Source organism: Paraburkholderia monticola (assembly GCF_001580545.1).
Taxonomy (GTDB): domain Bacteria; phylum Pseudomonadota; class Gammaproteobacteria; order Burkholderiales; family Burkholderiaceae; genus Paraburkholderia; species Paraburkholderia monticola.
On record NZ_LRBG01000002.1, the window covers coordinates 18,512 to 32,024 of the forward strand.

Annotated in this window: 10 protein-coding genes; 6 read left to right on the top strand and 4 right to left on the bottom strand. The window is 65.7% G+C overall.

The features are described from left to right. Positions 1-42 precede the first annotated feature (42 nt). The 3 genes from CI15_RS02225 (at position 43) to CI15_RS02235 (ending at position 4,638) form a co-directional block, all read left to right on the top strand. Positions 43-2,478, top strand: a complete 2,436-nt coding sequence (locus CI15_RS02225; protein WP_062123944.1) for a 3-hydroxyacyl-CoA dehydrogenase/enoyl-CoA hydratase family protein — start codon at positions 43-45, stop codon at positions 2,476-2,478. A 74-nt stretch (positions 2,479-2,552) separates the two neighbouring features. Next, the gene (locus tag CI15_RS02230) at positions 2,553-3,752 is read left to right on the top strand and encodes an acetyl-CoA C-acyltransferase (protein ID WP_062123945.1); all 1,200 of its coding nucleotides are present in this window, start codon (positions 2,553-2,555) and stop codon (positions 3,750-3,752) included. Positions 3,753-3,867: 115 nt separating this feature from the next. Further along, positions 3,868-4,638, top strand: a complete 771-nt coding sequence (locus CI15_RS02235) for an enoyl-CoA hydratase (RefSeq protein ID WP_062123947.1) — start codon at positions 3,868-3,870, stop codon at positions 4,636-4,638. A 66-nt stretch (positions 4,639-4,704) separates the two neighbouring features. Here CI15_RS02235 and fdhD read toward each other — a convergent pair whose 3' ends face one another. Beyond that, a complete protein-coding gene (fdhD, locus tag CI15_RS02240) occupies positions 4,705-5,577 on the bottom strand; it encodes a formate dehydrogenase accessory sulfurtransferase FdhD (protein ID WP_062123949.1) in 873 nt (290 codons plus the stop codon). A 116-nt stretch (positions 5,578-5,693) separates the two neighbouring features. Between fdhD and CI15_RS02245 the strand changes: the two genes are divergently transcribed. Together CI15_RS02245 and CI15_RS02250 are read left to right on the top strand one after the other, a co-directional pair. After that, on the top strand, positions 5,694-6,170 hold the full coding sequence (locus tag CI15_RS02245; RefSeq protein ID WP_062123951.1) for a nitrate reductase associated protein: 477 nt from the start codon (positions 5,694-5,696) through the stop codon (positions 6,168-6,170). Between the two features lie 198 nt (positions 6,171-6,368). After that, a complete protein-coding gene (locus CI15_RS02250) occupies positions 6,369-9,485 on the top strand; it encodes an EAL domain-containing protein (protein WP_062123953.1) in 3,117 nt (1,038 codons plus the stop codon). 80 nt (positions 9,486-9,565) lie between these two features. On the opposite strand, the gene CI15_RS02255 is transcribed toward CI15_RS02250, so the two are convergent. Together CI15_RS02255 and CI15_RS02260 are read right to left on the bottom strand one after the other, a co-directional pair. Continuing rightward, positions 9,566-10,177, bottom strand: a complete 612-nt coding sequence (locus CI15_RS02255; RefSeq protein ID WP_062123954.1) for a glutathione S-transferase family protein — start codon at positions 10,175-10,177, stop codon at positions 9,566-9,568. A gap of 127 nt (positions 10,178-10,304) precedes the next feature. After that, on the bottom strand, positions 10,305-10,700 hold the full coding sequence (locus CI15_RS02260) for an acyl-CoA thioesterase (RefSeq protein ID WP_062123956.1): 396 nt from the start codon (positions 10,698-10,700) through the stop codon (positions 10,305-10,307). 196 nt (positions 10,701-10,896) lie between these two features. On the opposite strand from CI15_RS02260, the gene CI15_RS02265 reads away from it, so the two are divergent. Continuing rightward, positions 10,897-12,795, top strand: a complete 1,899-nt coding sequence (locus CI15_RS02265; RefSeq protein ID WP_062123958.1) for an ABCB family ABC transporter ATP-binding protein/permease — start codon at positions 10,897-10,899, stop codon at positions 12,793-12,795. Between the two features lie 3 nt (positions 12,796-12,798). On the opposite strand, the gene murU is transcribed toward CI15_RS02265, so the two are convergent. Then, positions 12,799-13,512, bottom strand: coding sequence for an N-acetylmuramate alpha-1-phosphate uridylyltransferase MurU (murU, locus tag CI15_RS02270; protein ID WP_062123960.1), 714 nt, complete (start codon positions 13,510-13,512; stop codon positions 12,799-12,801). Between the last annotated feature and the right edge of the window lies 1 nt (position 13,513).

Consider the following 13,513-nt stretch of genomic DNA (forward strand, 5'->3'; position numbering starts at 1 on the left):
CCTGACGCTTCGCGCCACCGCACAACTCTCCGGAGAGACGACGTGAGCAATCTGATCATTCGCAAGGTAGCCGTGCTCGGTGCCGGCGTGATGGGCGCGCAGATCGCCGCGCACCTGATCAACGCCAAGGTGCCCGTGCTGCTGTTCGACCTGCCCGCAAAAGAAGGCCCGAAAAACGGGATCGCGCTGAAGGCGATCGAGAATCTGAAGAAGCTGTCGCCAGCGCCGTTCGGCGTGAAGGACGACGCGCAATACATCCAGCCCGCGAATTACGACGACGACATTGCCAAGCTCGCCGAATGCGACGTCGTGATCGAAGCGATCGCCGAACGGATGGACTGGAAGCACGACCTGTACAAGAAGGTCGCGCCGCACCTCGGCCCGAACACGATCTTCGCGACCAACACGTCGGGTCTGTCGATCACCGCACTGTCCGAAGGTTTCGCGGACGACCTGAAGGCGCGCTTTTGCGGCGTGCACTTCTTCAATCCGCCGCGCTACATGCATCTGGTCGAACTGATCCCGACCGCGACGACGCGCCCTGAAATTCTCGACCAGCTCGAAACGTTCCTGACCAGCGTGGTCGGCAAGGGCGTCGTGCGCGCGAAAGATACGCCGAACTTCATCGCGAACCGCGTCGGTGTTTTCTCGATCCTCGCGGTCATCGCGGAAGCCGCGAAGTTCGGCCTGCGTTTCGACGAAGTGGACGACCTGACCGGCGCGCGCCTTGGCCGCGCGAAGTCGGCGACGTTCCGCACCGCCGACGTGGTCGGTCTCGACACGATGGCGCACGTGATCAAAACGATGCAGGACACGCTGCCGGACGATCCGTTCCTGCCGGTCTACGAAACGCCCGCCGTGCTCGCCGGACTGGTGAAGCAGGGCGCGCTCGGCCAGAAGACCGGCGCCGGCTTCTACCGCAAAGAAGGCAAGGCGATCAAGGTGCTCGATCCGAACACGGGCGCGTACGTCGGCGGCGGCGGCAAGGCGGACGAAATCGTTGCCCGCATTCTGAAGCGCCCTGCCGCCGAACGTCTGAAGCTGCTGCGCGAAACGCAGCACCCGCAGGCGCAGTTCCTGTGGTCGATCTTCCGCGATGTCTATCACTACATTGCCGTGCATCTCGAGTCGATCGCCGATAACGCGCGCGACGTCGATCTCGCGATCCGCTGGGGCTTCGGCTGGAACGAAGGCCCGTTCGAAGGCTGGCAGACGGCCGGCTGGAAGCAGGTCGCCGAGTGGGTGCAGGAGGACATCGCGGCGGGCAAGGGCCTCGCCAACGTGCCGTTGCCGCAGTGGGTGCTCGAAGGCGCGGTCGCCGAGAAGGGCGGCGTGCACACGGCTGAAGGTTCGTGGTCGCCAGCCACGAAGAGCTTCGTGCCGCGCTCGTCGCTCGACGTGTACCGCAAGCAGGTGTTCCGCGCGCCGCTCGTCGGCGAAACCGGCGCCGATCCGAAGACCTACGGCAAGACCCTGTTCGAGACCGATGCGGTGCGCGCATGGGTCGACGATCGCGCGGGCGAAAACGACGTCCTGATCGTGTCGTTCAAGAGCAAGATGAACACGATCGGACCGGCAGTGATCGACGGTCTGACGCAGGCGATCGAACTGGCCGAGAAGGACTACAAGGGCCTCGTCGTGTGGCAGCCGACCTCGCTGAAGCTCGGCACGCCGGGCGGTCCGTTCTCGGCGGGCGCGAACCTCGAGGAGGCGATGCCCGCGTTCATGATGGGCGGCGCGAAGGGCATCGAGCCGTTCGTGAAGAAATTCCAGCAGGGCATGCTGCGCGTGAAGTACGCGAACGTGCCGGTGATCGCGGCAATCTCGGGCATCGCGCTCGGCGGTGGCTGCGAGCTTGCGCTGCATAGCGCGAAGCGCGTCGCGCACATCGAAAGTTATCTGGGTCTCGTCGAAGTCGGCGTGGGTCTCGTGCCCGCGGGCGGCGGCCTGAAGGAAGCGGCGCTGCGCGCGGCCGAAGCAGCCACCCAGGTCGGCGCGACCAACGATCTGCTGAAGTTCGTGCAGAAGTCGTTCGAGAACGCGGCGATGGCGAAGGTGTCGGGCTCGGCCCTCGACGCCCGCACGATGGGCTACCTGAAGCCGTCCGATACGATCGTCTTCAACGTGTTCGAACTGCTCGACGTCGCGAAGAAAGAAGCGCGCGCGCTCGCCGCGGCGGGCTATCGTGCGCCGCTGCGCGCGACCCAGGTGCCGGTCGCGGGCCGCTCGGCGATCTCGACGATCAAGGCGTCGCTCGTCAACATGCGCGACGGCCGCTTCATCAGCGAGCACGATTTCCTGATCGCGAGCCGCATCGCCGAGGCGATCTGCGGCGGCGACGTGGAAGCGGGCAGCCTCGTCGACGAAGAATGGTTGCTGCAACTCGAACGGCGCGCGTTCGTCGATCTGCTGGGCACGCAGAAGACGCAGGAACGGATCATGGGCATGCTGCAGACCGGCAAGCCGGTGCGTAACTAAGCGGCGACCGCACAATGTGCATGGGACCGGAGTAAGCGCTGATGCGTTAGCTCCGGTCGACACAGGAGATTCAAATGGCAAAGCAATTGCAAGACGCATATATCGTCGCCGCGAGCCGTACGCCGATCGGCAAGGCGCCGCGCGGCGTGTTCAGGAACACGCGCCCGGATGAGCTGCTGGTTCACGCGATCAAGTCGGCCGTCGCTCAGGTGCCCGGCCTCGACACCGCCGTGATCGAAGACGCGATCGTCGGTTGCGCGATCCCCGAAGCGGAGCAGGGCCTGAACGTCGCGCGGATCGGCGCGCTGCTCGCCGGTCTGCCGAACACGGTCGGCGGCGTCACGGTGAACCGCTTCTGCGCGTCGGGCCTGACCGCGCTCGCAATGGCCGCGGACCGCATTCGCGTCGGCGAGGCCGACGCGATGATCGCGGGCGGCTGCGAGTCGATGAGCATGGTGCCGATGATGGGCAACAAGCCGTCGCTGTCGCCGCATATCTTCGATCGCAACGAAGACGTCGGCATCGCATACGGCATGGGCCTGACCGCCGAGAAGGTCGCCGAGCGCTGGAAGATCAGCCGCGAAGCGCAGGACACGTTCTCGGTCGAATCGCACCGTCGCGCGATCGCCGCGCAGCAGGCCGGCGAATTCAACGACGAAATCGCCGCGTACACGGTGACCGAGCGAGTGCCCGATCTCGCGAGCGGCGAGATCCGCGTGAAGACGCGCGAGGTGGCGCTCGACGAAGGTCCGCGAGCGGACACGTCGATGGAAGGGCTTGCGAAGCTGCGCACGGTGTTCGCGAACAAAGGCTCGGTCACGGCCGGTAACAGCTCGCAGACCTCGGATGGCGCCGGCGCGCTGATCGTCGTGTCCGAAAAGATCCTCAAGCAGTTCAACCTGACGCCGCTTGCGCGCTTCGTCAGCTTCGCGGTGCGCGGCGTGCCGCCGGAAATCATGGGCATCGGCCCGAAGGAAGCGATTCCGGCCGCGCTGAAGGCCGCCGGCCTCACGCAGGACGATCTCGACTGGATCGAGCTGAATGAGGCGTTCGCCGCGCAGTCGCTGGCGGTGATCCAGGACCTCGGTCTCGACGTGTCGAAGATCAACCCGCTCGGCGGCGCGATCGCGCTGGGTCATCCGCTCGGCGCGACGGGCGCGATCCGTGCGGCGACCGTGGTGCACGGCTTGCGTCGCCGCAATTACAAGTACGGCATGGTGACGATGTGCGTCGGTACCGGGATGGGCGCGGCGGGCATTATCGAGCGTCTGTGAGCATTTGATCGAACGGGGGTTCCTTCAAGTGATCCGCTAGGACCGCAACGGTTCGCAGGCCGCCAGGCTTGCGAACCGTTTTTACATTCAGCAGGAGCGAAAGGAGATGAACGGGATGACGACGGATATTCTGGTCGAGCGCGCCGACGCGGTGCTGACCATCACCTTGAACCGGCCCGGCAGGAAAAACGCGATCACGGCCGCGATGTATCAGACGATGGCTGACGCGCTAGTCGAAGCGCAGGGCGACGCGTCCGTGCGCGCAATCCTGATTCGCGGCAGCGCGGGCATTTTCAGCGCGGGCAACGATCTCGAAGACTTCATGAAGTCGCCGCCGGTCGGCGAAACCGCGCCGGTGTTCCAGTTCCTGCGCGCGATCAGCACGGCGGAAAAGCCGGTCGTGGCGGCGGTGGCGGGGCCGGCGGTCGGTATCGGCACGACCATGCTGCTGCATTGCGATCTGGTCTACGCGGCCGATACTGCGAGCTTTTCGCTGCCGTTCACGCAGCTCGGGCTGTGCCCGGAGGCGGCGTCGAGCCTGCTGCTGCAGCGCATAGCCGGCTATCAGGGAGCGGCGGAAAAGCTGTTGCTCGGCGAGGCGTTCGACGCGGCGGAAGCGCATCGCATGGGCTTCGTGAATCGGGTGCTGCCGGCGGGCGAAGTCGACGCGTTCGCGGCGGCCCAGGCTGCGAAGCTGGCGGCGCTGCCGGCGTCGTCCTTGCGCGCGACGAAAAGCCTGATGAAGCGCGCGAGCCAGCAGGAATTGCAGACTCAGATGACCGAGGAAGCGGTGCACTTCGGCAAGATGCTGCTCGCGCCCGAAGCGCGCGAAGCGTTCAAGGCGTTCTTCGAGAAGCGCAAGCCGGATTTCCGGCAGTTCGACTAAGGGGCGTGCGGCATCAGCGCGATTCGGGCGGGTGGTCCTGAATCCGCGCTTTGCCGCTTCATTCGCTCAAGCCTGCGGTTGCCACGTGTCGTAATCGACGTAGCTGCCTTCGCGACAGAAGCTCACGAGCCGCACGCCCGCCTCGCGCGCGATCGCAATCGCGAGCGACGAGGGCGCCGAGATCGTCGCGACCATCGGCACGTCGACGCGCGCGGCTTTGCGCACCAGCTCGTAGCTCGCCCGGCTCGACAGAAACACGAAGCCGTCGCGCGTGTCGGCTCGGTCGAGCACCAGCTGGCCGATCAGCTTGTCGAGCGCGTTATGACGGCCGACGTCCTCGAACGCATAGCGGATCGCGCCTTCGGCATCGCACCACGCGGCCGCGTGCAGGCCGCCTGTCAGACGCGTGAGGGCTTGGTGCTCGGGCAGCGCACGCGCGGCGCGCGCGATCGCATCGGGCGCGAGTCGCTGCAAAAAGCCGGTGTCGGGCACGCGCTGCGGTTTCAGATCGAGCAGATCGATGCTTTCGATGCCGCACACGCCGCAGCCGGTGCGCCCGGCGAGCGCGCGGCGTTTTTCCTTCAAACCGGCGAACGCCTGTTGCACGACCTGCAATTGCACCTCGGCATGCGGCAACTCGCCGTGATCGTGCAGCTCGACCTCGATGTCCTGGATGTCGCTGCCGCGCTCGACGATACCCTCGGAAATCGCGAAGCCGACCGCGAACGCTTCGAGATCGCGCGGCGTGCACATCATCACCGCGTGCGAGATGCCGTTGAACACCAGCGCGACCGGCCACTCCTGGCCGACGTGATCGGTGACGGTTTCGACCGCGGCGCCGCGATGGCGCCGCACTTCGAGTTGCACCGCGCCGGGTTGTTCGTCGGTGTCGACGGGGTGGGGCTGGCCGGTTGCCTGCCTGCTTTCCTGTGAGTTCAAGCTGCTTCACTCCTGTACCATGCCGCGCCTTCAGGCGTCCGCCGTGGCGCGAATAAGGTTCTAAAATACCTCAAGCGACGCCCGCATGCTGTCCGTCACCGACAAGGAGCACTGACATGGGACTCAACGAAGCACCGCTTCTGTTCGACTTCGAAGTCGCGTCTTCGGAGAATTTCACTTATATCCCGATGTCTGTGCGCTTCAACCTCGACCGTTTCGGGCTGCGCATCTCGCTCGCGCAATGGCAGCAGTTGCCGCTCGAAGACCGCAAGCTGCTGGCGCGTTTCCCGGTCGAAGACGACACGCAGATCGAACCGAATTTCGATCACGCGCTGTTCGAGATGCTGCGCACGCACGCGAACGTCGAGCCAGAGTGGTTCACGCCGGAGGAGTCGCCTGTCTGGCGCCAAACCGACAGCGTGCCCGACGATGTCTCGCATCAGGCGGGGCTGGCCGGTCTCGCCGCGCCGAGCGTCGCGCGCTGGGCCGAGCTCGATCCATTCAAGCGCTACGTGCTGGCGAAGCTGTCGCGCAAGCCCGAGGCGAACCACGATTTCATCCCGGCGATGAAGGAATTTGGTGCGGCCGGCTAGGTGCGGCTGGCTAAGTGCGGCCGGCTAGGAGCGCCCTTTCACCCAATCCTCATATTTTTTTCACGCGGACCCTCAACCCGCTTCCGAACGCTGCCGATATCCAAAGGTTGGCGCGTAAAAAGACTTGCATCGATGCGGCCCGACCCGCCGACAGCGAGCGCGCGCTCCCGCCCTCGGAACGATTGACGTTCGGAACCCATGACTCCTTTTTTGTCGAAGCGGCTGCTGATCAATATCGCGATCGTGGTCGTCGCGGTCGGCGCGAACGCTTTCGTCGCGTACACGCAGATTCGCGGGCAGCGCGACGCCGATGCGCGCCTGCAGCGCTCGACCAGCGTGCGCCAGAACCTCGATGCGTATCACGCCGCGCTCGATAACGCGCTCACCGCGCTGCACCGCCTGAAGGCATCGGGCAAGCCGGTGCCGCCCGACGCGGCCGATTCGATCACGAAACCCCTCGCGAGCCGCGAGCACGAACTGCGCGACGAGCTCGCGGACGAGCCGTCCCTGTCGGGCGCGCTCGCCGGCCTGAGCGCGGCGCGAGAGGCGCTGCAACACGATATCGAAGACACGCTGCGCAAAGACGGGAGCGACGCGCTTGACGCGTCAACCGACTCGCCCATCGTCGACACCGCGCCAGCCGATCTCGCCAGCGCGCGCGAGCGCATCGAAACCGCGCTGGCCACGCTGCGCCGCGAGGAAAACCGTTCGTTGCAGACCTCGCTCGCGGCATCGGCGAGCGACAGCGAGCGCGCGACGTTCGTGCTGCTCGTGACGATGCTCACCGGCAGCGTGCTGCTGATGCTCACGTTCGGCGTGCGCGAGAACAGCGCGCGCGAAAAGCTGCGCGACGCCCGCGCGCTGGTGCGCAACGACGAGCGTTTTCGCAGCCTGTTCGACGATCACTCGGTGCCGATGTACATCTTCGAGCGCGATACGCTGCGCTTTCTCGCTGTCAACGCGGCCGCGATCCAGCAATACGGCTACACGGAAAGCGAGTTTCTGGGCATGACGATTCGCGCGATTCGGCCGAACTCCGAGATCGCGCGCCTCGAGAAGCATCTGCAGCGCAGCGCCGACCTGCGCCAGAGCCACACGATGGCGGGCATCTGGCGGCATCGGCGCAAGGACGGCTCGATCATCAGCGTCAACGTGTCGTATCACGCGCTGAATTTCATGGGCCGCGACGCGTCCTTCGTGCTGGCGGACGACGTGACCGACCAGATCAACGCCGAAGCCGAAGCGCAGCGCTCGAACCAGATGCTCGAAGCGGTGATCGACAACATTCCGCAGCGGATCTTCTGGAAGGACCTGAATTCGCGCTACCTCGGCTGCAACATGGCGTTCGCGCGCGACGCGGGGCTCGCGTATCCCGAGCAGGTGGTCGGCAAGAGCGACGCCGAGCTGCCGTGGCGCGCGTTCGCCGATCTGCTGAACGAGCACGATCACGAAGTCGCGAGCACCGGCGTGCCGAAGATGAACTTCGAGGTCGACTTCGTGATCGACGGTGTGCATCGCACGAGGGTGACGAGCAAGCTGCCGTTCACCGGCGGCGACGGCGAGGTGATCGGCGTGCTCGGCTCCTACACCGACATCACCGAGCAAAAGCGCGCCGATCTCGCGTTGCGCCTGCAAAGCCGCGCGCTCGACGCGAGCGTCAACGCGATCCTGATCACCGCGCCGTCGCCGTCGGGCAATCTGATCGAATACGTGAATCCGGCGTTCATGCGCATCACCGGCTACGATCCCAGCGAAGTGATCGGCCACGACTGCCGCGTGCTGCAACGCGACGACCGCGACCAGGAGGGCGTCGCGTTGATCCGCGAGGCGCTCGCGGCGAATCGCGAGGTCAGCGCGGTGGTGCGCAACTATCGCAAGGACGGCGCGCTGTTCTGGAATCAGCTGTTCATCGCGCCGGTGCCGAACGCGGACGGCGTGATCACCCATCATATCGGCGTCATCAACGATGTGACCGAGCTGATCCGCTATCAGGAGCAGCTCGAATACCAGGCCAACTACGACGGCCTCACGCGGCTGCCGAACCGCAACCTGCTGCGCGACCGGCTGGAGCATGCGCTCGTCGTCGCGCAGCGGCATCACACCGGCGTCGCGGTCGTGTTCCTCGATCTCGACGGCTTCAAGAACGTCAACGACAGCCTCGGCCATAGCGTCGGCGACCGGCTGCTCGGGGTGGTCGCCGAACGGCTCGCGCGCTGCTCGCGCACCAGCGATACCGTTGCGCGCCACGGCGGCGACGAGTTCGTGATCGTGATGACCGACACCGTCGACGAACAATCGCTGATCACGTGGATGGAGCGCGTGCGCGCGTCGATCGCCGAGCCGGTGTGGCTCGACGGCACGGAGCTGTACGTTGGCTGCAGCATGGGCGCGAGCCTGTTCCCGCAGGACGGCGACGACGCCGAGACGCTGATGAAGAAAGCCGACGTCGCGATGTACCGCGCGAAGGACATGGGTCGCAACACGTTCCAGTTTTATCAGCCGGAGATGAACGCGAGCGCGGGCGCGCGTCTGAATCTCGAACGACGCTTGCGTCGCGCGCTGCGCGACAACGAGTTCCTGCTGCACTATCAGCCGCAGGTCGATATCGGCAGCGGTCAGATCGTCGGCATCGAGGCGCTGGTGCGCTGGCACGATCCCGAGGTCGGGCTCGTGCCGCCGTCGTCGTTCATTCCGCTCGCCGAGGAAAGCGGGCTGATCGGGCCGTTGTCGGAATGGGTGCTGCGCGAGGCGTGCCGGCAGAACAAGGCGTGGCAGGATCAGGGCTTGCCGCCCGCACGCGTGTCGGTGAATCTGTCGGCGCGCGTATTCCACCAGCGCGACATTGCGAAGCTCGTGATGCAGGTGCTTGCCGAGACCGGGCTCGAACCGAAGTACCTCGAACTCGAGCTGACCGAGAGCACGATCATGCGCAACGCGGAAGAAGCCGTGTCGATGCTCCACGAGCTGCACGCGCTCGGCATCGGTCTCGCGATCGATGACTTCGGCACCGGCTATTCGAGTCTCAGCTATCTGAAGCGCTTCCCGGTCGACCGGTTGAAGATCGACCGCTCGTTCGTGTCGGATATCGGCGTGTCGGGCGACGACGAGACGATCACGTCCGCGATCATCGCGCTCGCGCATTCGCTGAAGCTGCAAGTGATCGCCGAGGGCGTGGAGACGTCCGCGCAACTCGACTTCCTGAAGGAACGTGCGTGCGACGAAATGCAGGGCTTCTATTTCGCCAAGCCGCTATCGACGGAAGGGATTTCCGCGCTGCTGCACGGCGGGCTGGTGCGGGAGCTGGAGCCGGCGTGAGCGCGGCGCGACGCGCGGCGCGTGACGCCGTGGGTCGCCCCTTGACGCCCCTTGACGCCCCTTGACCTCTCAACCGCCGTTCACTCCGGCGGCGTGTCCATGAACACCGGCAGGCTCTCCGCGAACGCGGAAAACGTCTCGAGCCGCGGATGCCCGGCCTTGCTGACCATCTCCGGCAGCATCATGTGCGTGAATTGCCACGCGACGGCGACGGCCACGTCCGCCGCGGTGAACTGCTCCTGCGTGTCGGGCAGCGGCCCTTCGCGCAACTCGCGTTCGAGTTCGGCGTAGGCGGCGAGCAGCTGCGTGCGTACGCGCTCGACCCACGGTTCATGCTGCTTGTCCTCTGGCCGCAGATTGCGCTCGTAGACGATCTGCACGCTCTTTTCGCACGCGGCAAGCGCGAGACCCGTCAGACGCGCGGCGCGCAATGCCGCGTCGGCTTGAGTCGGGAACAGCGGGGTGGGGCCGGCGAGCGTCGCCAGATACTGCAGGATCACCGTCGAGTCCATCAGGACCGCGTCGTTGTCGGCGACGAGCGTCGGTGCCTTGACGACGGGGTTGATCGTCGCGAACTGGTCGTAGGTGCGGAACACCGAAATCGACTCGTGGGCGAAGTCGAGCTTCAGCAGCTTCATGCAGATGGCGACGCGCCGCACGTAGGGCGAATCGAGCATACCGATCAGTTTCATCACGATTTCCGTTGGAAGAACGACTATCGGGCGCCCGGGCCGCGTGCGCTGATCGGCTGAAACGGCTAGCTAGCTGGCGGCGCGGCGCGTGACGCGTGGAAGCGCTAGCTTAAGCATCAACGTTGGCTCAGTCCAGCACCGGCAGCGCGCGCGGACGGCGGTCGCTGTCGGTGGCGACGTAGGTGAGGATCGCTTCGGTGACCTTGACGACTTCCTGCGCGAGGCTCATCCGCTGCGCGTAGACCTCGACCGATACCGTCACCGAGGTATTGCCGGTCTTCACGATATCCGCGTAAAAGCTCAGCAGATCGCCGACGAACACGGGCTGCTTGAACAGGAACGAGTTGACCGCGATCGTCGCGACGCGCCCGTTGGCGCGCCGGCTCGCCGGGATCGAGCCGGCGATGTCGACCTGCGCCATGATCCAGCCGCCGAACACGTCGCCGTGGATGTTCGCGTCCGAGGGCTGCGGCATGACGCGCAGCGCGCAAGGCTTGGACGGGAGTTGAAGAAGATCGGTCATCGGGACATCCTTGAGAAGCGTGTTCGCGCGTATTGACGGATTGGCTGGGCCGGCTCGACCGTGGGCCATGAAAAGCGGCGCCAGCCGGCTTCTGCGACAATACAGAGATCAGGAATTGTACGGGAAAGCGCCCAGCGAAGCGCGCGCGCCGCGCGCCGCTGCGAACTCCGGCAGTTCCGCCCTCTCCCCACGATCCATGCGCCGCTCGCTTCCGTCCGAACCCTCGCCGATTTCCACCCAACCGCGCAACGACTGGCAGACGATCCTGTCGCTGCTGCCGTATCTCGCGACCTACAAATGGCGCGTCGGCTTTGCGCTGACCTGCCTGATCGGCGCGAAGGTCGCCAATCTCGGCGTGCCGATCGTGATGAAGCGCATCGTCGACAGCCTTGCGTCAGTCCGGCATCTGACCGCGCTCGGCCGCGCGCAGGACGCGCCCGGCGTCGTGCTGCTCGGCGGCATCGGCTTGCTGGTGGTCGCGTATGCGGTGGTGCGGCTGTCCACTTCGCTTTTCACCGAGCTGCGTGAAATCCTGTTTTCGAAGGTGACCGAAAGCGCGGTGCGTCAGCTCGCGCTGAAGGTGTTCCGCCATCTGCACGGGCTGTCGCTGCGCTTTCATCTCGAACGGCAGACGGGCGGCATGTCGCGCGATATCGAACGCGGCACGCGGGGCATCACGCAGCTGATTTCCTATTCGCTGTACAGCATCCTGCCGACGCTCGTCGAAGTCGGTCTCGTGCTCGGCTTTTTCGTCGTCAAGTACGAGGCCTATTACGCGATCGTCACGTTCGTCGCGCTCGCGATGTACATCGCGTTCACGGTGAAAGTCACCGAGTGGCGCACGCACTTCCGACGCACGATGAACGAGCTCGATTCGAAGGCGAATTCGCGCGCGATCGACTCGCTGCTGAACTACGAGACCGTCAAGTACTTCGGCAACGAGGAGTGGGAGGCGAGCCGCTACGACGAAAACCTGAAGCGCTATCGCACGGCGGCGATCAAGTCGCAGCGCTCGCTGTCGGCGCTGAACTTCGGGCAGCAGGCGATCATCGGCACGGGGCTCGTGTTCATCCTGTGGCGCGCGACCCAGGGCGTGATGGCCGGGCGCCTGACGCTCGGCGACCTGGTGCTGATCAACACGTTCATGCTGCAGCTGTATATTCCGCTGAATTTTCTCGGGGTGGTCTATCGCGAGCTGAAGCAGAGCCTGACCGATATGGACCGAATGTTCTCGCTGCTCGGCGCGCCGCAGGAGGTGCCCGACGCGCCGGATGCGGCGGCTTTGCGGGTGAGCGGCGCGCAGGTGCGCTTCGAGAACGTGAGCTTCGCTTACGAGCCAGCGCGCTCGATTCTGCACGACGTGAGCTTCACGATCGCGGCCGGCACGACGACGGCGGTGGTCGGCCATAGCGGCTCGGGCAAATCGACGCTCGCGCGGCTGCTGTTCCGCTTCTACGATCTCGACCGCGCGACGGGCGGCGCGATCCGTATCGACGGGCAGGATATTCGCGACGTAACGCAGGATTCGCTGCGCGCGTCGATCGGCATCGTGCCGCAGGACACGGTGCTGTTCAACGACTCGATCTACTACAACATCGCGTACGGGCGGCCATCGGCGACGCGCGACGAGGTGATCGCGGCGGCGCGCGCCGCGCATATCCACGAGTTCATCGAAAGTTTGCCGAAAGGCTACGACACGCCAGTCGGCGAGCGCGGGCTCAAGCTTTCCGGCGGCGAAAAGCAGCGTGTCGCGATCGCGCGGACCATCCTGAAGAATCCGCCGATCCTGCTGTTCGACGAAGCGACGTCCGCACTCGATTCGCGCTCCGAGCGCGCGATCCAGCACGAGCTCGACCAGATCGCCCGCGAACGCACGACGCTGATCATCGCGCACCGGCTGTCGACGGTCGTGCACGCGCAGCAGATCATCGTGATGGACAAGGGCCGCATCGTCGAACGCGGCACGCATGCCGAGCTGTTGCGCGCAAACGGCCTGTTCGCGCAGATGTGGGCGTTGCAGCAGCGCGCCGCGCAGACGACCCAGGCGCTGGAAGGGGCGGAAGCGGTCGGCGCGAACGAGAGCGCGGCGAAGTGAAGCTCAGCGCGAGCGCAACAGCCGATCGAGCGCTTCGAGCTGCGCCTGGGTGCCGACGTTCTCCCACAACCCGTCGTACAGTTCGCCGCTAGCCAGCCCTCGCGCGATCGTCTCGCGATAGTACGGGCTCAGCGCGCGCCGCGTGCCGCGCGGTAGATCGCGGAACATCCGAGTGTCGTAGAGGCCGAAACTGCCGAACGTGAGGCGCGGCTGCGCATCGAGCGATACCACGCCCTCGACGAGCCCAAAGTCACCGTTCGGGTGAAACGGCGGATTCGGCACCATCACCAGATGCATGCCGGGCTCGGGCAGCGCCCGCAGCTCGCCGGCGCGCACGTGCAGCGCGGCGTAATCGTATTCGGTGTACACGTCGCCGGCCACCGCGACGAACACGTGATCCGCGCCGTCATCGGTCAGGAGCGGCAGCGCCTGCGCGATACCGCCCGCGGTCTCGAGCGCCTCGTGCTCGGGCGAGTAACGCAACTCGACCTGCCAGCGCGAGCCGTCGCCGAGCGCCGCTTCGAGCTGCGCGCCGAGCCACGCATGATTGATCACGATGCTGCGGATGCCGGCCCGCGCGAGCCGTTCGATCTGCCACACGATCAGCGGCTTGCCGCCCACTTCGAGCAAAGGCTTCGGGCACGCGTCGGTCAACGGACGCATGCGCTCGCCGCGGCCCGCGGCGAAAATCATCGCTTTCTTCACGGACATCGTCATC

Bases quoted from the DNA above. Each gene is read 5' to 3' on its own strand.
- CI15_RS02230 (WP_062123945.1), top strand. From the start codon at position 2,553: ATGGCAAAGCAATTGCAAGACGCATATATCGTCGCCGCGAGCCGTACG.
- CI15_RS02235 (WP_062123947.1), top strand. From the start codon at position 3,868: ATGACGACGGATATTCTGGTCGAGCGCGCCGACGCGGTGCTGACCATC.
- CI15_RS02245 (WP_062123951.1), top strand. From the start codon at position 5,694: ATGGGACTCAACGAAGCACCGCTTCTGTTCGACTTCGAAGTCGCGTCT.
- CI15_RS02250 (WP_062123953.1), top strand. From the start codon at position 6,369: ATGACTCCTTTTTTGTCGAAGCGGCTGCTGATCAATATCGCGATCGTG.
- CI15_RS02255 (WP_062123954.1), bottom strand. From the start codon at position 10,177: ATGAAACTGATCGGTATGCTCGATTCGCCCTACGTGCGGCGCGTCGCC.
- CI15_RS02260 (WP_062123956.1), bottom strand. From the start codon at position 10,700: ATGACCGATCTTCTTCAACTCCCGTCCAAGCCTTGCGCGCTGCGCGTC.
- CI15_RS02265 (WP_062123958.1), top strand. From the start codon at position 10,897: ATGCGCCGCTCGCTTCCGTCCGAACCCTCGCCGATTTCCACCCAACCG.
- murU (WP_062123960.1), bottom strand. From the start codon at position 13,512: ATGACGATGTCCGTGAAGAAAGCGATGATTTTCGCCGCGGGCCGCGGC.